Origin of the sequence: Candidatus Dedyshia acidiphila, from assembly GCF_051025295.1 — a bacterium.
Taxonomy (GTDB): domain Bacteria; phylum Acidobacteriota; class Terriglobia; order Terriglobales; family Acidobacteriaceae; genus KBS-83.
This window is the reverse complement of the sequence record NZ_JBMGJV010000017.1, coordinates 56,273-75,183: the sequence shown is the minus strand read 5'-3', so window position 1 is coordinate 75,183 and position 18,911 is coordinate 56,273. Positions and strand designations below refer to the sequence as shown.

Genomic DNA, 18,911 nt, shown 5'->3' with positions numbered 1-18,911 from the left:
GTAGCGACTCCGGGGTAGACCGCGATTGGTCGGCTACCGGACACAGAGCGCGCCAAGCGCCAGCAACAAGAGGAGATGCCGAGCATGCAGGTGGGCGAGACAGTCGAGAATTTCACTTTGCAGAACGAGAACGCAGAGACGGTGCACCTGAGCGATTTCAGCGGGAAGCCAGTTGTGCTGTTCTTCTATCCACGAGCCGACACACCCGGCTGCACGATCGAGGCCTGCGGCTTTCGCGACGCCTTTCAGAAGCTCGAGAAGGCAGGCGTCGTGGTCCTGGGCATCTCACGCGACACGGTCAAGGCGCAGAAGAAATTCAAAGACAAGTACGACCTGCCCTACACACTCCTTGCTGATGTAGACGAACAAGTCTCCAATCAGTTTGGCGTGATGAAGGAAAAGAACATGTATGGCAAGAAGGTGCGCGGTATCGAGCGCACAACCTTCCTGATCGGACCGGACCAGACGCTGCTGCACGTCTTCGAGAAGGTGAAGCCTGAGGGCCATGCCGAAGAAGTGCTTGCGCACGTGAAACAGTCGGCGAAGACTGCCAATTAGGAGTTCGCGGCTCTACTGCACGGTGAAGGTCAGCACGTCTTCTGCGGGTATCTCCGCCTGTTTCTTACTGCCCCCGGTGGTAGCAGCGATGGTACCGCCGGTCGCGCCCACTGCTCCGCCCACCACCGCACCAGTAGGGCCGCCAGTCAGGCCACCGATCAGCGCGCCGATCGCAGTGCCTCCGCCAATCTTGGTGACGCCGCTCTTCCAGTGACCCTCTTTGTCGCGCGTCAGGATGTCGCTCGCAACCGTGCCGTCGTTGACGCGGATCAGCCGAATCGACAGCTCGCCGGAATCGCGCAGGTGACCGCCGCGTTTCACCTTTACCACCAGCCCGTCCACTGGTGTTCCGCTCTTGAGCGCAACACGATTGCCGACCACCACATCGTTCACCAGCGTGCCGGTCCAGCTCTGGCCCAGTATGGCGCTCGACGAGTCCAGCCCCTTATCCATGCGCACCAGCAGTTTGGTGCCGGCGGGCAGGCTCAGCGCAGGGTTGGGCGCCCCATTCGTCTCCGCCGAGGAGCGCGTCTGGAGCGTTTGAGCGGACGCACCCGCGACCGACAGCAACACACATCCGGCAAGAACAACACTGCGCATCGAGAGCTCCTCGAGAGGGTGTGTACCCGTATTGGACGATTGGAGCGCGCCGGGGGTGCCCTCCGCAAGCGCACGCACGCATTTCGCCCCCTTATCATCGAGCAGATGGTGACCTCCCGAACCAGCGACGTCGGCCTCCCCGGAGTTCTGATGGAGCGTGCTTTTTTCGAGCGGCCGCCGGACATCGTGGCGCAAGCGGTGCTCGGGATGCTGCTGGTCCGGCGACTCGACAAGGACCTGCTGGTCGGCCGCATCGTCGAGACCGAAGCCTACTTCGGAGAGGACGACCCCGCGGCGCACTCCGCTGCCGGGCGCACGGCGCGCACCGCAGTCCTGTTCGGCCCCGCAGGGCATGCGTATGTCTACTTCATCTATGGCATGCATAGCTGCCTGAACATATCCTGCGAGCGCGAAGGTCAGGCCGGCTGCGTGCTCGTGCGGGCGCTGGAACCGATCGCGGGGCTCGCCAGGATGGCCACGCTGCGCGGGCTGAGCGCCGATGCTGCGCCGCGACTGCTCACGTCGGGACCCGGGCGCCTCTGCGCCGCGCTTGGCCTGACGCGCGCCAGTCACAATGGCGCCGATCTGCTCGAGGCGTCCCGCGATCTGCAACTGCGCGACGATGGCGAACGCTCGGCACACATTGTGGCCACCCCGCGTATCGGCATCACGAAGGCAGCAGAGCGCCCGCTGCGCTACTTCGTCGAGGGAAATGCCTGCGTGTCGGGTACGCGCGCCATGCGGATCGCGCGGACCTGATCAGAGCAGCAGGTTATCAATGAGGCGCGTGCTGCCCACATAGGCAGCCACCGCAACCAGCGCGCCCGGCGCTGCCAACGCGAGCGGAAGCAACGTGTCCGGATCCACAATCGCGAGATAGTCGACGCGAACCGCCGGTTCATCGGCGAGTGTGGCGCGTCCGATCTCAAGCAGTGGCAATGCAGACGATTCACCGGCGCGGAACGCCTCCGCTATTGCCGACAAGGCGCGAGAGAGCATCAGCGCCTGCTGCCGCTCCGCCGGGCTGAGATAGCGATTCCGCGACGACATCGCCAGTCCATCGAGCTCGCGCACTGTCGGGCAGACGATGAGCTCTAGACTGAAGTTCAGATCGCGCACCATGCGCCGCAGCACCGCGACCTGCGCGGCATCCTTCTGTCCGAAGTACGCACGATCGGGCGCAACGATGTGGAATAGCTTGGCGACGACAGTTGCGACCCCGCGAAAGTGACCGGGCCGCGAGGCGCCATCCAGGCGATCGCTGACCTCTGCGACCTCGACGAACGTGCTCGCACCGCTCGGGTACATTTCCTCCGGCGACGGTGCGAACACGAAGTCCGTTCCTTCCGCAGAGAGCAGCGTGCAGTCCTGCTCAAACGTGCGCGGGTACTTGGCAAAGTCTTCGTTGGGTCCGAACTGGGTGGGGTTCACGAAGATGGAAACCGCGACAGCACCGCACTCCGCACGCGCGGCGCGCACCAGCGCGAGATGTCCCGCGTGCAGAGCGCCCATGGTCGGCACAAAGCCAAGCGTGCGTCCCTCACGGTGCAGGCTGCGGGAAACAGCACGCATCCCGGCTACGGTGGATTCGATCTGCATCCCGGATCAGGCCTTGCGGCGCAGCGTCGGTTTGCTCGGCTCAAGCGACGTGCCCGCCGGCAGGTGATAGCTCTCGTCTTCGGCGGGGTAGCGTCGCGCGACGACGTCGTCACGATAGGCCCCGATAGCCTCGCGAAAGAGTCCAGCCGCATCGGCATACCGGCGTACAAAGCGAGCCGGCGGCGCAAACGTCAGGTTCACCAGGTCGTGGAAGACGAGGATCTGTCCGTCACAGTCGAGCCCCGCACCGATGCCGATGGTCGGGACCTCCAGCTCCGCCGTGATCTCTGCGGCAAGCTCGCGCGGCATGCCCTCGAGCACGATCACGCACGCGCCCGCAGCCGCGAGTTCGCTTGCCTCGCGACGCAGCCGCTTGCAGGCCGCGGCTGTCTTGCCCTGCACCTTGTAACCGCCCATGCGATGCACGGATTGCGGCGTCAGACCGATGTGCCCGACGACCGGGATCTCTGCCTCCACCAATCGCTCCACCAGCTGAGGACGGGGGCCTTCGATCTTGACCGCCTCGGCGCCGGCCTCTTTCACGAATCGCGTTGCATTCGCGATGCCTGCCTCAAGCGAGACCTGGTAGGAGCCGAACGGCATGTCTGCCACCAGCATGGCCCGGCGCACGGCACGGCGCACGGCACGCGTGTGGTGCAGCATCTCTTCGACCGTCACGGGCAGCGTGCTCTCCAGCCCCATCACCACCATCGCGAGCGAATCGCCCACCAGCAGCAGATCGATGCCCTGCTCATCAGCAATGCGCGCCGTCGCATAGTCATAGGCGGTCAGCGCCGTGATCGGCTGCTTCGCCTTCTTGCGTTCCAGCAGTATGTCTGGGGTGATCTTGGCAACTCCGGCAGGAGCGCTGGTGACGGGCGTCAGACTCATGGGTGCCTCCAGTGCAGCTCCCATGCAGAGGGATGCTGCCTGATCCGCTGCCAAGTATACGCCCGCGAATCGCACCCAGGCGGAGTGCGCTTGCTACACTTCCCGCTGTGCACCCGCTCCTTCATCGTGACTCTGGCGAGGCGCTGCTGCCACTGTGGGGCTCGCTCACAGCCGCGGCTGCGCTCGCCGGTGGGCTCGCTGTAGGTGGCTACCATTACGCCGCACTCTGGCCGGGGTCGCAGGTGTTTGGTGAGGCGCTGATCGCCGGCGACGATCCTGCAGAAGTGGCGCTCACCTATGACGACGGGCCAAACGACCCCTACACCGGCCAGGTGCTGGACGTCCTTGCGCGGCAGCACGTGCGGGCGACCTTCTTCGCGATCGGCCGATATGCCGAGGAGAAGCCGCACCTGTTGCGCCAGGTCCATCAGGCAGGCCACGTCATCGGCTCGCACACTATGACGCATCCCAAGCTGCACTACCTGAGCACGGCGCGCATCCGCAGCGAAGTGGCCGACGCAACTGCGCGCATCGAGGACGTGATCGGTGAGCGCGTTCGCCTCTTCCGCCCCCCGTACGGGGGGCGCCATCCGGGGCTGTTCCGCGTCCTCGAAGAACTCTCGCTGGTCCCGGTGTTATGGAACGTGAACTCGCGCGACTGGAAGGCCCGCTCCGCCGCGGCCCTCGAAAGCACGATTGAGGGCGGGATCGTGCGCAACCAGCGGCGGCATAGCGGCAGCAACATCCTGATGCACGATGGCGGCCACCTGGAGATGGGGTGCGACCGTCGGCGCACCGTGACCGCCACAGCGAACCTGCTGGGTGTCGCGCCACACAGCGGGGTGCGCTTCGTTACGGTGGATCACTGGCTGACTGAGAAGCGCAGCGCGGAATAGCCTCCCCGGTCTGCCCCGCTACTCGCCGGTATGGACATGGAGCAGGGTCGCGAACAGTCGGGGCGAGTGCCCCAGAAGACGGACGCTCTGACGCCGCACCAGTGCTGAGCGATCCATCAGCAACAGTGCCTGCGACATGAGAGATGGCACGCGCATGATGGAGCGTGTGGCGGCCTCGTAGGAACGCAGGTCGCCGGCAGCGATCGCCTCCGCCAATGAGAGTGCCTGGCGGAACCCGACTCCGAGTCCTTCGCCAGTGATGGAATCCACCGATCCTGACGCATCTCCCACCAATGCGACACTTCCTCGCGTGCAGCGCGACAGCCTGCGCTCCACACTGAGCGCTCCACGCAGAGCGGTCGTCGGCTCTGCGCCCGCCAGTCGGTCCCGCAGCTGCGGAACGCTCTCCAGAAACGCGCCGAGTGACGCAGCCTTCTCACGCGCAAGCACTGCGACGCCCACCTCGTTCGTTCCAACGGGCGTGACGTACGCTTGCCCCTGCTGCGACCAGTACACCTCAACAAAACGGCTCCAGGGACGCACCGCGAAGTGGCGGCGCTGTCCGATGCGGCGCGTGCGGATGTGCCCCTTGTCGAGGCTGGCCCATGTGCGCACGCGCGACTTCAGGCCATCCGCACCGATCACCCACCGCGCCCGGATGCACCGGCGATCGAGCATCAGTCCGCCAGTGGCTTGCGCTGTAAGACCGATCACACGCTCTCCCCACGCAAGCTCAATGCCGAGCGACTGTGCGCGTCGGCACATCGCCTCATGCAGCACCGTACGACGCACGCCAAGCGCATGTCCCGCGCGGAAGCTCGCCTCCGCAGTTATGCCATCGCTGATGAATCGAATGCCGTCGAAAGCCGCGCCCTGCTGTTCGCTGAGCGACACGCCTAACGTTTCGAGTGCGCGCAAGGCATGTGGCAGCAGTCCTTCCCCGCATGCCTTGTCGAGCGGCGGCTGCGCTGCATCCGCGACAAAGACGCGCAGCCCGCGCATCGCGCACGCAATCGCTGCAGCGAGACCGACCGGCCCCCCTCCAACGATCGCGACATCTGTCTCGTCCATTGCCACCGCTTCAGCCTACCTTCCACCCGTGACGCTCTCAGTGACGCTATAGACGCTGCTGGAGGAACGAAGGTGTCTGCACATGCGCGTAGTTTCACGTAATCAAGCACAGCGCCAGTTTCGCTCCGCCTGGGGCAACAGCACTCTTCCCTCAACGGCTCTCACTCCGTATGGCAACCAAGGCAAAGAGCAAGTCCTACACGAAGAGCTCACGATGCTGGCCCGGCTACGAGCCGGTACCTGGCAAGAGCGAGCACCAGGAAGGTAGTTGCCGCAAGAAGCCGGCGAGCCGGAATGGTGGCAAGGAAGTCGACCGCGAGACCGCGCGTAAGAAACAGATCTCGAAGGGTGGCAAGCGCGCGACACAGGCAAAGTCGAAGTCGCCCGATGCGGCCGAGCGTCGCTCCGTGAGCAAGTCAGCGAGTGCGCATCGCTCGACTGCTCGTGCAAAGTCGACCAGCAGCCGCGGCAAGACCAGCACCAAGCGCGCTACGAAGAGCAGCAGTCGTACCGCGGCCAAACGTACGTCGTCGCGTTCGCGCTAGGGTTGATAGGGTGTGCGGGCCGGCGCAAGACCGCGGCGGCCCCACCACAGCCACATCGCAACAGCTATCAGGAGAAGCAGCGGTACGATCAGCAGGCTGCCCTCCGGACCGGTGGGCCCGCCGCCCCACAGCAGCGGGCCTGTTGACTGGCTGGCCAGCAGGCGACCTTGCGACACGGCGCCGCTATCGGCAGTTCCGTAGAGAAAGCTTTGCCCCCAGTCCCACGTCGCGTGGAATCCGATGGCCCACCACAGCGAGCGTGTGTACCAGAGACTGAGACAGAAGACGAGCCCCACTGCGCCCGCCGAGAAAAGCCCGACCGGCGACTCACCCTTGTTTGTTCCATGCATCGCGCCGAAGAGCAACGAAAGCGTCAACGCCGCGGGCCAGAACCCCATCCCCTTAGTGAGGGTCGCTTGCAGGTAGCCACGCAACAGCGACTCCTCGAATAAGGCGACGATCAGGAACACACAAAGCCACACAAGTCCGTAGCCCCAGACAGCCGGCCCATGCAGCAGCAAATGGCTGAAGGCCAGCCAGTGCGCGCGCCAGAGAGCCCCGACCAGCACAGAGACTGCAACGAAGCCCCAAAGGCAGCCCCAGAAGAAGCGTGGGACGCGGGCCCGCCCTTCGTAACCGTAGGACCCGATGCGCCGGCCCTCGAAGCGCGACATCCCCAGAGTTCCCGCAGCCACGGCGACCAGGCTGACGATCTCAGACAAGAGTGCAGTCGCGGGGCGCATCGGATGCTGACTGTCCGGCGCTCTCATATCGACGAACAGATGAGCGACCGTTCCCAGCAGAGTCGCGACTGCTGCCACGATGCATACGAACAGCAGCGCACGCCACCCAGCACGCAGTCCGTCACTGCCGTAGAAGAAGCGATTCCAGCGCGATAGATGATGCGCTGCAGGAGTAGACGGGTCTTGCTCTGCTTCAAGGGACGACGGATCCAAATCGCTCATAAACGATGGCCGCTCACGAGGAGATCAGTCCGGTCCAGTCCAGCACTACCTTGCCGGTCTGCCCGGAGCGCATCGCGGTGAAGCCCTGCTCGAAGTCGCTATAGCTGTAACGGTGCGTAATCACTGGTGAGATATCGAGACCGGAGTGGATCATCACCGACATCTTGTACCAGGTCTCGTACATCTCGCGGCCGTAAATACCCTTAATCGTAATCATGTTAAAGATCACCTTGGACCAGTCGAGCGCAACTTCCTTGGCAGGTATCCCCAGCACGGCAATCTTTCCGCCATGCGACATATTGTCGATCATGTCGCGAAAGGCCTGCCCGTTGCCCGACATTTCGAGGCCGACATCGAAGCCCTCCGTCATGCCAAGCTGCTGCTGCACACCGCGGAGCGAAGTCTCGGTCGGGTTGATCGCGAGCGTCGCGCCCATCTTGCGCGCGAGCTCCAGCCGATATGGATTCAAGTCAGTAATGACGACGTGGCGTGCGCCCGCACGCTTCACGACCGGGATGCACATCATGCCGATGGGGCCCGCACCCGTGATCAGCACATCTTCACCAAGCACGGGGAACGACAGCGCCGTATGCACCGCGTTGCCGAATGGATCGAAGATCGCCGCGACCTCCTGGTTCACGTTCGGCTCATGCCGCCAGATATTCGTCATCGGTAGAGTGACGTATTCTGCGAACGCTCCGGGCCGATTCACACCGACTCCGGAGGTCGCCGCGCACAGGTGGCGGCGGCCAGCGAGGCAGTTGCGGCAGCGCCCGCAGGTCACGTGACCCTCACCGCTAACGATGTCACCCGGGTGAAAATCGTTCACATTGGCGCCAACCTCGACGATCTCGCCGACGAACTCGTGTCCGATCACCATCGGCACGGGAATCGTCTTCTGCGCCCACTCGTCCCAGTCGTAGATATGGACGTCAGTGCCGCAAATACCGGTGTAGCGCACACGAATGAGCACGTCATTGATGCCGTACTCGGGGACTGGAACGTCTTCAAGCCACAGGCCACGTTCGCGGCGGCTCTTTGCAATTGCCTTCATGACTCTCCCTGCGACCTGCCGAACCGAACGCTTCAGTTTACCGTGTCAGCAGACAGAATCGCCCGCGGCACAGGCATGCGCGCGGGCGACCTCTGACTGCTGCTGGTTAGCGGGACATCGCCTGAGTATTCTCGTTCGCCGGCGCGTAGTCGACCCGGATCGTCTGGATCTGGTACGGAGTGACCGGCACGGTCACCTTGTCACCGGCGACGCTGAGCGCACTTCCCTCCGGCTTCTCCATCAGGTTGGTGACGGAGGCGCCGGTGGCGCCGGAAGGCACCGCGACCGTCACGTTGCCGCCTTTACCGGCCCATTCGTAGAAGCGCAGAATCAGGCCCTTGCCGTCTTCAGAGCGCTTCATCGCCGTAAGCACCACGTTCGTATCCGCGATGCTGGCAAAGGAGTGCTCCGCCGGCAGCGTGCCCGCATGCGGCTCCACCTGCATGGCCTTCAGCCGGTAGTTGAATTCGTAACCATGACGAATGCTCATGGCCTGCTTCCAGTCACCTGCATGCGGATAGAGCTGGAAGCGGAAGTGATGCCGCTCGCGGTCTGCATCCGGATCGGGCCAGATGGGCGAGCGCAGCAGCGTCAGGCGAAGCTGGTTGCCCACCGCGTCATAGCCATACTTCGACTCGTTGATCAGCGTGAGCCCATGTTCCTTGTCGCCAAGATCGGCCCAGCGGAGCGCCGGCACTTCGAACTTCGCCTTCTCGACGCTGTTGTTGCGCGTGGTCGGGCGCTCGATCGTGCCGTACGGAATCTCGTACGTGGCCATTGGTGCAGTCGCTGCCAGCGGGAACGATACCTTCAGCAGCACATGCGTCTCGTGCCAGTCGATGTCATTGCCGACCTCAACGCTGTGCCCTCCATCGTAGAGCGAGATGTCCTGGACAAAGTGCGAACTCTGCCAAGTGCGGGTGATGCGGAGCGTCGCCCGCAGCGGTCCCTGGTCCACCAGCTTCACCGATTCCACGGTGTGCAGTGTCGTCGGTGGTTGATCCAGTGTGCCGGGGTCGATGTTCCACGCGTCGTAGTCTTTCGGCGTGTCCTTGAAGGCCTGCAGTTCGTCGCCGCAGGCGCCGGCGGCGAGCGTCTCGTAGTTGTGCTGCTTATCGAACAACGAGGTCATGCAGCCAGTCGTCGCATCGACAGTGACACGCAACGCGGCGTTCTCAATGGTGGTGCCGCTGGCCTTCAGATCGGTCGGGAACGTCCTGCGTCCTGGCACTGCCCGCAGCACCTGGTAGCCCATCGACGGAACATCCTCGGTACGTACCAGCAACCGGTACGTACCCGTCGCCTTATCGCTGTGCAGAACCTCTGAAGGCAGCACACGTCCCTTGTCCGTGACGATCGAGACGCCTTCGGCAGCTGCCGAAGGCATCTGCACCTCGACCTCAACAAGGCCGTTGCGCTGCCAGGCCAGCGGGTTCACCACCAGGACAGGCACACCACCTGCGGTTGCGCGTGTGTCGACACGCGCCGCCACAGTTTTGAGCGACTTGGTCGAGATCTCGTCGGTAGACCAGTGGACCTGGTTGTAGTCCTTCTGTGCCTCGCGGTAAATCACGCCAATGCCCGAGCCGGCAGCAAGGTCATGGAACTGGTTGAACGTCACGTGCTTCCATGCATCGGTCAGTTCGGTCGCGGGATACTCGCGCCCATCAAGCCACGCGAGCGAGGCATACTTCTCCGCGTTCAGCACCCACTCTTCGCTATCGCGCATGTTGCGCTTGTGGTCAGCCTGCGTGGTGAACACGCCGCGGTGGTATTCGAGATAGAGTTCATCTTTCCAGGTCGGAATGGTGATCTCGCCCGCCGGTGGTTCGGCTAGCTTGTGATCGCCGCTGGCGAGCGTCTCGTAGTTCCAGGTGGGCGAGTCGGGAGCGATCTGCTTCTCCATCGCCGTAAAGTACGGTTGCGCTGTGCCGAACTCCGAGCGCGGCACCACCTTGCCCGGCTCCATCCAGTGCAGCCCTTCGTCCAGCATGGCGCGGGTTGGGCCGCCGCCGTGGTCGCCGACGCCGAACAGATCCAGCACATTGGTGATGCCGTTCGCACGCTGCCGCGCTTCCACCATGTTGCGGGCCAGGCGCACTGGATTCAAATCGCTGTTTGCATAGTCATGCGGGAAGTAGGTGAGCACCTTGCTCCCGTCGGGAGACTCCCACCAGAACAGCTTCAGCGGCAGTTGATTGGTGTCGTTCCACGTCATCTTCTGCGTGACGAAGTAGTCCACTCCGGAGCGCTTATAGATCTGCGGCAGTTGCCATGTGTAACCGAACGAGTCAGGATTCCAGCCGATGCGCGTTGTCGTGCCATAGAGCTTCTGGAACGTCGATTGCCCCACCAGCAGCTGACGGACCAGCGATTCACCATCCGGCATATTCAGGTCCGGCTCGATCCACATGCCGCCCACCAGCTCCCAGCGCCCTTCCTGGATGCGCTTGCGGATCTGTTCATTCAGCTCCGGATACTTGTCGGCGACCCACTGGTTGTACTGCGCAGCGGACTGCGTGTACGTGTAGGTCGGGTACTCGTTCATCAACTGCGCTGCGGTTCCGAAGGTCCGCTTCACCACATCCACGGTCTCTGTCCAGGGCCAGAGCCACGCGGCGTCGATATGTGAATTGCCCGTCAGGTGCATATTCGCCTGCTGCAGCGTGGGCTTCACAGCTTCCAGCTTCTGCTGTGCCTCGCGCAGCGACGCGTCGAACGCCTGCTGATCCTTCTTGTCGAGCGCGCCCATGTTGATGGCGCCGATCGCGCCCGCAAGCGACTGCTGATCACCGCTCACATTCTTCGAGAGTGTCGGGATCAGGGTCGCGGCGGTCAGGGCTTCTGTTTCGAAGTCGAGCGGGCTGGGCCGCTTGGAGGAGAACTCGATCTTAAGATCGACACCCGCGAAGCGCTTCTGATCCACCGTCGGCAGCAGTTTGACCGCGACCAGCACCTTGTCGCCGGGCTTGGCATCGTCGAAGAGCGTGATCGGCTCTAGGTCATCACCGAGCGCGACGCGACGGCCGTTGTAGTAAATGATCTCCGGCATCGGCCCATTGGCGTACGCGCGGAAGCGGAAGGACACACGCGCACCCGTCAAGTCGTAACCGTTCAGCGTCTGCGGCACTTCGATGACGCGCCGGTACCAGACCGCCTCGGTAGGCGCATCGGTGCCGGGCTCCACTGTCTTCCAACTGCTGTCGTCCAGCGCCGGGTCTTCCCCATGCGGCACATCGCCTGCCTTGAAGCGCCACGGGCCGCCGGGCAACGTGTTCAGGCTGTCCAGGCGTCGCATCGTCGCCTCTTCCTGCGGGTTCAGGCCGGTTTCCATCGCGTGGCCATGATTCAGCTCAAAAAGCTGAGCAGAAAGAGAGAGGGGTAGAAGGGCCAGAGCCGCAGCGCATACAGGCATTCGAAGGTTTCGCAAGGCAATCTCCGTAAAGGGCAGAAGGGTATGGTGACGTTCCCTTATTGGTGTTCAGACCGGGAAGGTCGCCAGCCCAAAGGCGACGCCAATTGTAAGCGAGCCGTCAAGTCTTGTGTCTAAACGAACCAGCTTAAGAACGATTTGTGTCTTCGTCCGGCGGCTCCACGTGAGTCCGCATGGCCGATTGAACGGGCTCTGCCGGATCGTGGTGCCCCATGAACTGCTCTGGCCGGTCCGGCGTCTCCTGCATCTCCGGCGCAGTGCTGCCCCCGGGAGCGCCACCCGGCCGCTCGAACGGATGCGGCGAGCCGGCGCGCGGCGGCGTCAGCCACGCTGGATCGCCCGCGCCGGCATCCCGCTTTAGCGGAATGGCCCGCGCCGAGCCGGGGTCGCGCGACGCATCGTGCACCAGCCAAAGCCGGGGAACGGAACGGCGGCGGCGCAACTCTTCCGCGATCCAGATCGCGGCGACACCGCACAACGCGCCCGACCAGAATGCGGACGTCCAAACGGCAGATGGCAGCAGACGCTGATCAGACATGTCGGGGCCCTCGGAAGCAGTAGTGAAGCTCGGCTGCTTGCTCCAGAATAAAACGTCGCGGGTCAGTAGTAGTCGGCGCAGCTCATGTAGTAGCCGCAGTCACGGCACAGTAGCTTGCAGCGGCTGCTCTCGAGCCGCGCCGCGCAGTTGGGGCACCACGTGCAGATCGCGGCATCGGCTGCTGGCTGCGGCTGCATGTCGGGAGAAGTGGCAGGCTGCTGCGGTGGAAGCATGCATGTCAGCCTATCGCAATCGTGACGCGACGGTGAACCAGGTGAAGCGGCGGATAGGCATCAAGGTACTCGCGAACGGCGGTCACGCCGAACCACTCATACCGAACCCGATCAGGCCGCATCCTGAAAATCAGAGGAGAGTTACAGAGAGAAGCTGGTGCCGAAGAAGGGACTCGAACCCCCACACCCTTGCGAGTACATGGACCTGAACCATGCGCGTCTGCCAATTCCGCCACTTCGGCACGTGGATCGGTCCAGCAGGTGCTGGACGGGCAGTAACAACGAGTCTCGCAAAGCACCTGGGGAATGTCAAACGTTACAAGCAGGGCACGCTGTCCAGCCCTTGTAAACTACAGCAATATGGCCGAAGCAGCAGAACAGACCACTGACCACGGCGGTTCCAGTCACCTGACCCCGGACGACGCAAAAGAGATCCGGCGCATCACGCACGACATCAACAACGCGCTCGAGATCATCGTGCAGGCGAGCTACCTGGTGAACATGACCGAGCTCAGCGATCAGGCAAAGGAATGGATGAAGCTGCTCGACACCGGACTGCGCCAGGCCGCCGACCTGAACAGGCAGATGCGTGACTTCGTCCGCGCCCGCTCCTGAAGCCTCTCAAACAAATGCCAAGCGCCGTACCCCTTAGTGTTGGCACGGCGCTTTTGCTGTGTGGTTGCGGTCGCTAGACGAGCGTCGCGTCGAGGGTGATCTCCGTGTTGCCCGCGAACAGGCGCGAGATCGGGCAGCCCGACTTTGCTTCCTGCGCTGCCTTGTCGAACGCTGCCGCATCCGCCCCTGGCACCTTCGCGCGCGTAGTCAGCTTGATGTGCGTGATGGTCGGCTTCTCATCCTTGCGGCCCAGGGTGACGGCGGCCGTGGTGTCGATCGACTCCGGCTTCAGCCCCGCGTTGCTCAACTGGGCGCTCAGCGCCATCGTGAAGCAGCCGGCGTGGGCTGCCGCGATCAGCTCTTCCGGGTTCGTCCCTATGCCGTTCTCAAACCGCGTGCTGAATGAGTATTGCGCGTCCTTCAGCACGCCACTGTCGCTCGAGATCTTGCCGTTGCCGTCCTTCAGCCCGCCGTGCCATTCCGCTGTTGCTTTCCGGTCCATAGTGCTCCTGGTTGATCGTGGGTCGCGTGTTACGTGAGATGTGTCGCTGGACGAGTCTGTCCGTCAGCCCTCTCCAATCTTAGGCGATGCCGTGGAGGATCACTCCTCCACGATCAACACATCCCACGGCCCGACCGTCACATTCGCACCCTTGGCAATCTTCTTGCCCGTCGGCAAATCTGTGCCGCCGTTCACCGGATACGCAAAGCTCTGCGGCTCGCTCGAGTTGTTCAGGTAGTAGTCAATGTGCTTCCCGTTGCCGTTCACGCCATGGCGCGCGTGCACACTGGCCGGCAACGCCTGATCGACTTGCGCGATGCCCGCATCCTTCAGTGCGCCTTCTGTCACGCTCTTCTGCAACGCTGCCGAAAGATACGTGCCCTCATAGGTCAAGCTACCCGAGCCGTAATGGTTCCGCGTCACCGCCGGCCACTTGCCGAAGAATGGATGGTCATACCAGGCCAGCGGTTCGGCATGGTCAGTCATCAGAAATTCCGCCCAGCGACTGACCGTGTTATCGGCATCGCCCACCCCGAACGGATTCCCCTTCAGCTTCAGCGGCTGCGCCAGGTTCGAAAACTCCTGATACGTGAATCCGGCCGCCTCATGCAGCGGTCCCGGCGCCTTCACCCAGCGCACTGCTGAATCCTCATTCGCGAATCCGCTCTTGAACGCCATCAGCACGTGGCCCCCGTTCTTCACATACGCGGAGATCTTGTTCAGCAGCGCATCGTCCGCAATGTAAAGCGGCGGCACAATCAGCAGCTTGTAGCGTGAGAAGTCCGCGTCCTGCGGAAAGACGAAGTCCGTACCGACATGCAGGTCGTACAGCGCGCGATGCATCTGGTTCGCGACGAGCGTGTAGTCGGCCTGCTCCTGCCCCCACTGATTGCGCTCGTCCGCGAGCCGGATCGGCATGAACGTCAGCGCGTTCAGCGAATCGGAGCTCCACAGAATCGCGACGTCATTCGCGAGCTTCAGGTTCGCCAGCTCCGGCGCGATCCGCTTCAGCTCGTTGCCGGTGCGCGACACCTCAGCGTACGCGCGATTCGGCTCCAGATCGTGCGACAGCACGCCCTTCCAGTACGTCTCCTGCCCGCTGTGGATAGTGGCCCAGTGCCAGTACTCGACCATGTTGGCACCGTTCGACAGATGCGTGTACACATCCAGCCGGAGCTGCCCGTCATAAGGCGGGTACTGGAAAGACGAGCTCCAGTCCGTGGTCTGCGCGTTCGTCTCGGTGACTAGAAAATTCGCATGCTGCAGCGAGCGGCTGTAATCGCCCTGGATCGCCTGCTGCCAACCATCCATCCGGTCCTGCGTGGGGTGATAGATATTGTCAGCCACAACATCGAGATGTCGCGCGACCTCGTACTCGTTCACGTCGCTTTTCATCATGCCGCCGTAGTCGGTCGTGACGAACTGCCGAGCCCCGCGGTGTTGCCGCACCAGGTCAGCCTGCCAGCCCAGGAAGTCCGTCACCCGCATCTGCTCCCAGCGCGACCACTCGAGCTTGTAGGCCGTGCTCTGCGGCTTGTCCGGTCCCGGCATGTTCTCCCAGCCGTTCACGTCCTCGCCCCAGTAGTTCAGAAACCAGCGGCGATTCAGCTCATCGGTGGTGACATATTTCTTCTTCAGGTAGCGAAAGAATCCATCCACTACATCGGGATTCGCCGCGTTGTACGAGGCTGTCTCGTTGTCGAGCTGCCAGCCAATCACATTGGGATTGTTCTTGTAGTGCTCGACCATGTTCACGATCACGCGCTGCGAGTAGCGGCGATAATCCGCGTTATCCGTGTCCATGTTCTGTCGCATGCCGTAGTACGACTGACCGCCGCCGAGCGGGCGCACCAGAATCTCTGGGTGCTCGTGATAAAGCCACGTCGGGATTGAGTAAGTCGGCGTGCCCATGATGACTTTGATCCCGGCCTTACCCATGGCATCGACCACGCGATCCATCCACGCGTACTCGAACTGACCGTCCCGCGGCTCCCACAGGCTCCACGTGGACTCGCCCATCCGGACCACGTTCAGCCCGGCCTTCTTCATCAGGGCGATGTCCTGGTCCAGTCGGTCGTACGGCTCGTATTCGCTGTAGTAGGCCGCCCCATACAGTATCTCGGTCGGTCCCGGAACCGGCGCCGCTGGCGGCGGAGCCTGGGCCACCCCCACAGTGGTGCAACAAAGGAGAGCAGCAAGAATCGAGCGGGGCGTCCTGTGGCTCCGCAGAAAAGATTGGCTATCGCGCATTACAGACAAACCCGGCCTCGTCACCTGTAGAAGTGAATGCCTGGCGGCGCGGAGCCACCCGACATGAGCAGCCATCTTGCTCCTCAGCAAGCGGGCCAGTCCAACGAAACCGTTTTCTGCGCCCCGACACCGCCTGGCCAGTCAACCAGCGGCCCACGCCGACACGGAGACAATGCCTCAGTCTGCCGGGCGTGCCGACGCCAGCCCTCGCAGCCATCACAAAACACCCCGGCGCGCCCGTGCCAAAAGTAATCGCAGATCTCCTTACCTTCTGTCGATAAACCTCCTGATGGGACAACTGCGCAAGCTCGGTCTGATCGTGTGCGTCCAGGGTCTGGCTCTGCTGAGCCTGTTTCCCGGCCTCGCGCAGCGTGTGTCCTTCCGCCAGTACGGGCAAGCCGAGGGCCTGGACAATCTAGGCGTCCGCATCCTTCTGCAGACCCATGATGATTCCCTCTGGGTCGGCACCGAAAATGGGCTGTTCCGCTACGACGGCGTGCGCTTTCAGCCCTTCGGAGAGAGCTGTGGCATCGGGCAGGTGATTGCTCTGAAGGAAGACAATGCGGGCCGTCTCTGGGTCGGCACCACCGCCGGATTGTTTGTGGGTGACGCGGCAAACGAGCCCACCTTCCGCCAGGTCCGCTACGGCACAAACCGCGTCCGCCTGCCGGAGCGGGATGCCTTGGCCCCGCTGGCGGATGGAATGCTAGCCGTTACTGAAGCGGGAGAGCTGCTCGCATTTACCCCTCGGGGCGATGAGTGGGTGGCTGAGAACCAGGTACAGGCGCTCGGGCTGCCGAAGGATTTCGAAGAGATCCGCAGCGTCGGGCTGGACCAGGCAGGACGATTGTGGCTCGCGGCGGGCGATGGCCTGGTCACGGTCACGAATGGCAAGCTGCGCAGTTGGCGCGAATCACAAGGCGTTCCGAAAGACGATTGGGAGCGCATGCTGCCAGACCACGACGGCGGCCTGTGGGTACGCGGCACGCATCATGTTCTATACCTGCCCCGCGGCGGCGATCGCTTCCTGCTCCGCGATGGCACGGGAACGGCGGATCCAACCCAGCTTCGCTACTCCTCTCTGGCCGAGGACACAGCCGGCCGCATCTTCATGCCGGGAAAAAACGATCTGCTGGTCTGGGAGAAGGGCGACTGGCGCGTGCTGACCGGGCAGCAGGGATTTCCGGATGCGGTGCCGGTCTCCGTCGGCAGCACACGCGACGGAGCAATCTGGATCGGCCTTGCCGGCAAAGGCCTGCTGAAGACGATCGGGCTCGGGAACGTCGAAAGTTGGACAACCACCGACGGCCTCAGCAGTTCGCTCATCTGGGGACTCAGTCAGTCCCCAAACGGCGACATTTACGTCGCGACTCATGGCGGCGTGAACCGGATGCTTCCGAACGCCGGGCACATCGAGACGCTTACCTCTCCCGCTCTGCGCGGGCGTCAGGCGATCATGACTCTCGTCACTGCCGACCGCACACTCTGGGCAGTGCAGAGTCCCGATCAGCTTGTGGCCCTCGCTCCTGGTGGCAAGACCGCCAGCATTCATGCGCCCGGTCGCATCTGGCACCTTCTCCGCGGTCCGGGGCAGGAGCTCTGGATCACCACCAAGGCAGGTCTCTTTTCCGTGACGCGCCGCTCCGGAAAGATCGAGTTGCTGCCCATTCCGGGGCTCCCTCCTGGCCAGCCGGTCTATGGCGCCCTCTGCCGGAACGCCGGCGATTGCTACGCCGCGGTGCCAGACAGGCTCTTCCACCTCCACCAGGGCGTCTGGACGCAAGTGCAGGCAAACGAGCATGAGCTCTTCAGCCGCACCATGGAGCTTGTCTTCGATGGCGGCGGTGATCTGTGGATCAACGGCGTATTTAAGGGACTCGCCCACCTGAAGCTGCAGGGTGATCAGGTTGTCGCGGTCCAGCATGTCGAACGCTCACCGCTGGCGTCGAACTCGGTCACCCTGCTTGCCTCCGACAGCCGCGGCTGGATCTGGGCAGGCAGCGATCACGGCATCGACGTCTTCAACGGGCGGCACTGGTCGCGCTTCACGCAGGAGGACGGGCTCATCTGGAACGACCTCGACCAGTACAGCTTCCTATCCGCGCAGGACGGCAGCGTCTACATCGGCACAAGTAACGGCTTGACGCACATTAACGATCCCGAGAGAGTGCTTCTCCATCCCGCGCCGGGATTGCGTGTCACCTCAATGGCGCTCGGCAGAGAGAACCTCCCCGTTGATCAGGCGCTCTCGTACCCATGGACGCGTGCCCCGCTGACCTTGCACTTCGCCACCAATTCGTATCTGCATGAAGGCGCGATCTGCTATCGCTACCGCCTCAGCGGGCAGGACCAGGACTGGGTCTACACCACCTCCGGTCAGGCGCGCTACCCGCAACTGCCCGCGGGCGCGTACACGTTCCAGGTCGTCGCCCACGATCGGTACACCCACAAGGATTCAAGCCCGATTACGCTCCAATTCACCATGACGCCACCGTGGTGGCAGACCTGGTGGTTCTATAGCGCCGGCACTTTCGCTCTCGCCGGCATGGCGGGATCCTTGTGGAGGTGGCGGCATCAATCGCTGCTCAAACGACAGCGCGAACTCGAAGCTCTGGTCGCGGAGCGCACCAGGGAGCTGCATGACCGTGCCACGCACGACGGCCTCACCGGGCTGTGGAACCGCTCCTCGCTCGTCGAGACGCTGGGCCGCGAACTCGAGCGAGCCCGGCGTGCGCAGTCACCGCTCTCGCTCATCCTGCTCGACTTCGACCACTTCAAGGCAATCAACGACACACACGGCCACCTGGCCGGCGACCAGGTGCTCCGCGAGGCGGCGCAGCGGCTAGCCCAGGAACTGCGCCCCTATGACACGATCGGCCGCTACGGCGGCGAAGAGTTCGTCATCGTGCTGCCAAACTGCGAAGCAATGGACGCCCGCGCCCGTGCCGAGCAACTGCGCCGTGTCATTCGCAGTGAGACGTTCCTCGTGGGCACCACCGAGTTGCGCGTTACCTGCAGCTTTGGACTGGTGAACTACAGCTCACCTGCTGAGACGATCGAGACGCTCCTGAGCAAGGCCGACGCGGCCCTCTACGAAGCCAAGCATGCCGGCCGCGACCGCGTGCAGACCGCCTTTGCCATGACTCCGCTCCCCGCCTAAC

The 18,911-nt window shown here is 63.3% G+C and carries 17 protein-coding genes and 1 tRNA gene; 6 read left to right on the top strand and 12 right to left on the bottom strand.

The genetic code is table 11. The features are described 5' to 3' along the window. Positions 1-84: 84 nt before the first annotated feature. The gene (gene bcp / locus AC5IJH_RS09250) at positions 85-558 is read left to right on the top strand and encodes a thioredoxin-dependent thiol peroxidase (protein ID WP_491902528.1); all 474 of its coding nucleotides are present in this window, start codon (positions 85-87) and stop codon (positions 556-558) included. A 12-nt stretch (positions 559-570) separates the two neighbouring features. Here bcp and AC5IJH_RS09245 read toward each other — a convergent pair whose 3' ends face one another. Further along, the gene (locus tag AC5IJH_RS09245) at positions 571-1,158 is read right to left on the bottom strand and encodes a hypothetical protein (protein WP_491902525.1); all 588 of its coding nucleotides are present in this window, start codon (positions 1,156-1,158) and stop codon (positions 571-573) included. A 105-nt stretch (positions 1,159-1,263) separates the two neighbouring features. Here AC5IJH_RS09245 and AC5IJH_RS09240 point away from each other — a divergent pair, with 105 nt between their 5' ends. Further along, positions 1,264-1,917 (top strand): DNA-3-methyladenine glycosylase, encoded by a 654-nt coding sequence (locus AC5IJH_RS09240; RefSeq protein ID WP_491902524.1) that lies wholly within the window; start codon positions 1,264-1,266, stop codon positions 1,915-1,917. Here AC5IJH_RS09240 and panC read toward each other — a convergent pair whose 3' ends face one another. Together panC and panB are read right to left on the bottom strand one after the other, a co-directional pair. Next, entirely contained in the window at positions 1,918-2,757 is an 840-nt protein-coding gene (gene panC / locus AC5IJH_RS09235; RefSeq protein WP_491902523.1) for a pantoate--beta-alanine ligase, read from the bottom strand. Positions 2,758-2,763: 6 nt separating this feature from the next. Next, on the bottom strand, positions 2,764-3,648 hold the full coding sequence (gene panB / locus AC5IJH_RS09230; protein ID WP_491902522.1) for a 3-methyl-2-oxobutanoate hydroxymethyltransferase: 885 nt from the start codon (positions 3,646-3,648) through the stop codon (positions 2,764-2,766). A gap of 107 nt (positions 3,649-3,755) precedes the next feature. Here panB and AC5IJH_RS09225 point away from each other — a divergent pair, with 107 nt between their 5' ends. Continuing rightward, positions 3,756-4,544 (top strand): polysaccharide deacetylase family protein, encoded by a 789-nt coding sequence (locus AC5IJH_RS09225; protein ID WP_491902521.1) that lies wholly within the window; start codon positions 3,756-3,758, stop codon positions 4,542-4,544. Positions 4,545-4,562: 18 nt separating this feature from the next. Here the strand turns inward: AC5IJH_RS09225 and AC5IJH_RS09220 are convergent, their stop codons facing one another. Continuing rightward, a complete protein-coding gene (locus AC5IJH_RS09220; protein ID WP_491902520.1) occupies positions 4,563-5,615 on the bottom strand; it encodes an NAD(P)/FAD-dependent oxidoreductase in 1,053 nt (350 codons plus the stop codon). A 170-nt stretch (positions 5,616-5,785) separates the two neighbouring features. Here AC5IJH_RS09220 and AC5IJH_RS09215 point away from each other — a divergent pair, with 170 nt between their 5' ends. Continuing rightward, on the top strand, positions 5,786-6,160 hold the full coding sequence (locus tag AC5IJH_RS09215; protein WP_491902519.1) for a hypothetical protein: 375 nt from the start codon (positions 5,786-5,788) through the stop codon (positions 6,158-6,160). Here AC5IJH_RS09215 and AC5IJH_RS09210 read toward each other — a convergent pair. The 6 genes from AC5IJH_RS09210 to AC5IJH_RS09185 all read right to left on the bottom strand — a co-directional run bounded on the left by AC5IJH_RS09210 (position 6,157) and on the right by AC5IJH_RS09185 (position 12,625). Further along, positions 6,157-7,125, bottom strand: a complete 969-nt coding sequence (locus AC5IJH_RS09210; RefSeq protein WP_491902518.1) for a CPBP family intramembrane glutamic endopeptidase — start codon at positions 7,123-7,125, stop codon at positions 6,157-6,159. The two genes, AC5IJH_RS09215 and AC5IJH_RS09210, sit on opposite strands and share 4 nt — an antisense overlap. A gap of 13 nt (positions 7,126-7,138) precedes the next feature. Continuing rightward, positions 7,139-8,179, bottom strand: coding sequence for an L-threonine 3-dehydrogenase (tdh, locus tag AC5IJH_RS09205; RefSeq protein WP_491902517.1), 1,041 nt, complete (start codon positions 8,177-8,179; stop codon positions 7,139-7,141). Positions 8,180-8,285: 106 nt separating this feature from the next. Then, a complete protein-coding gene (locus AC5IJH_RS09200; protein ID WP_491902516.1) occupies positions 8,286-11,513 on the bottom strand; it encodes an alpha-mannosidase in 3,228 nt (1,075 codons plus the stop codon). Positions 11,514-11,739: 226 nt separating this feature from the next. Further along, positions 11,740-12,150, bottom strand: coding sequence for a hypothetical protein (locus AC5IJH_RS09195; RefSeq protein ID WP_491902515.1), 411 nt, complete (start codon positions 12,148-12,150; stop codon positions 11,740-11,742). A gap of 62 nt (positions 12,151-12,212) precedes the next feature. Next, positions 12,213-12,383: a hypothetical protein gene (locus tag AC5IJH_RS09190; RefSeq protein WP_491902514.1), complete on the bottom strand. Its 171-nt coding sequence runs from the start codon at positions 12,381-12,383 to the stop codon at positions 12,213-12,215. Positions 12,384-12,538: 155 nt separating this feature from the next. Beyond that, a tRNA-Leu gene (locus AC5IJH_RS09185) sits at positions 12,539-12,625 on the bottom strand. Between the two features lie 118 nt (positions 12,626-12,743). Here AC5IJH_RS09185 and AC5IJH_RS09180 point away from each other — a divergent pair. Beyond that, on the top strand, positions 12,744-12,998 hold the full coding sequence (locus AC5IJH_RS09180; protein ID WP_491902513.1) for a hypothetical protein: 255 nt from the start codon (positions 12,744-12,746) through the stop codon (positions 12,996-12,998). Positions 12,999-13,071: 73 nt separating this feature from the next. Here AC5IJH_RS09180 and AC5IJH_RS09175 read toward each other — a convergent pair whose 3' ends face one another. Further along, positions 13,072-13,500: an OsmC family protein gene (locus tag AC5IJH_RS09175; protein ID WP_491902512.1), complete on the bottom strand. Its 429-nt coding sequence runs from the start codon at positions 13,498-13,500 to the stop codon at positions 13,072-13,074. Between the two features lie 99 nt (positions 13,501-13,599). Continuing rightward, on the bottom strand, positions 13,600-15,666 hold the full coding sequence (locus AC5IJH_RS09170) for a beta-galactosidase (protein WP_491902511.1): 2,067 nt from the start codon (positions 15,664-15,666) through the stop codon (positions 13,600-13,602). Between the two features lie 373 nt (positions 15,667-16,039). Between AC5IJH_RS09170 and AC5IJH_RS09165 the strand changes: the two genes are divergently transcribed. Next, complete coding sequence (locus AC5IJH_RS09165) at positions 16,040-18,910, top strand: diguanylate cyclase (RefSeq protein WP_491902510.1); 2,871 nt, start codon at positions 16,040-16,042, stop codon at positions 18,908-18,910. Position 18,911 lies beyond the last annotated feature (1 nt).

What these genes read in the sequence shown, in the direction of transcription:
- bcp (WP_491902528.1), top strand. Translation starts at nt 85, where the DNA reads ATGCAGGTGGGCGAGACAGTCGAGAATTTCACTTTGCAGAACGAGAAC.
- AC5IJH_RS09245 (WP_491902525.1), bottom strand. Translation starts at nt 1,158, where the DNA reads ATGCGCAGTGTTGTTCTTGCCGGATGTGTGTTGCTGTCGGTCGCGGGT.
- AC5IJH_RS09240 (WP_491902524.1), top strand. Translation starts at nt 1,264, where the DNA reads ATGGTGACCTCCCGAACCAGCGACGTCGGCCTCCCCGGAGTTCTGATG.
- panC (WP_491902523.1), bottom strand. Translation starts at nt 2,757, where the DNA reads ATGCAGATCGAATCCACCGTAGCCGGGATGCGTGCTGTTTCCCGCAGC.
- panB (WP_491902522.1), bottom strand. Translation starts at nt 3,648, where the DNA reads ATGAGTCTGACGCCCGTCACCAGCGCTCCTGCCGGAGTTGCCAAGATC.
- AC5IJH_RS09220 (WP_491902520.1), bottom strand. Translation starts at nt 5,615, where the DNA reads ATGGACGAGACAGATGTCGCGATCGTTGGAGGGGGGCCGGTCGGTCTC.
- AC5IJH_RS09215 (WP_491902519.1), top strand. Translation starts at nt 5,786, where the DNA reads ATGGCAACCAAGGCAAAGAGCAAGTCCTACACGAAGAGCTCACGATGC.
- AC5IJH_RS09210 (WP_491902518.1), bottom strand. Translation starts at nt 7,125, where the DNA reads ATGAGCGATTTGGATCCGTCGTCCCTTGAAGCAGAGCAAGACCCGTCT.
- tdh (WP_491902517.1), bottom strand. Translation starts at nt 8,179, where the DNA reads ATGAAGGCAATTGCAAAGAGCCGCCGCGAACGTGGCCTGTGGCTTGAA.
- AC5IJH_RS09200 (WP_491902516.1), bottom strand. Translation starts at nt 11,513, where the DNA reads ATGGAAACCGGCCTGAACCCGCAGGAAGAGGCGACGATGCGACGCCTG.
- AC5IJH_RS09195 (WP_491902515.1), bottom strand. Translation starts at nt 12,150, where the DNA reads ATGTCTGATCAGCGTCTGCTGCCATCTGCCGTTTGGACGTCCGCATTC.
- AC5IJH_RS09190 (WP_491902514.1), bottom strand. Translation starts at nt 12,383, where the DNA reads ATGCTTCCACCGCAGCAGCCTGCCACTTCTCCCGACATGCAGCCGCAG.
- AC5IJH_RS09180 (WP_491902513.1), top strand. Translation starts at nt 12,744, where the DNA reads ATGGCCGAAGCAGCAGAACAGACCACTGACCACGGCGGTTCCAGTCAC.
- AC5IJH_RS09175 (WP_491902512.1), bottom strand. Translation starts at nt 13,500, where the DNA reads ATGGACCGGAAAGCAACAGCGGAATGGCACGGCGGGCTGAAGGACGGC.
- AC5IJH_RS09165 (WP_491902510.1), top strand. Translation starts at nt 16,040, where the DNA reads ATGGGACAACTGCGCAAGCTCGGTCTGATCGTGTGCGTCCAGGGTCTG.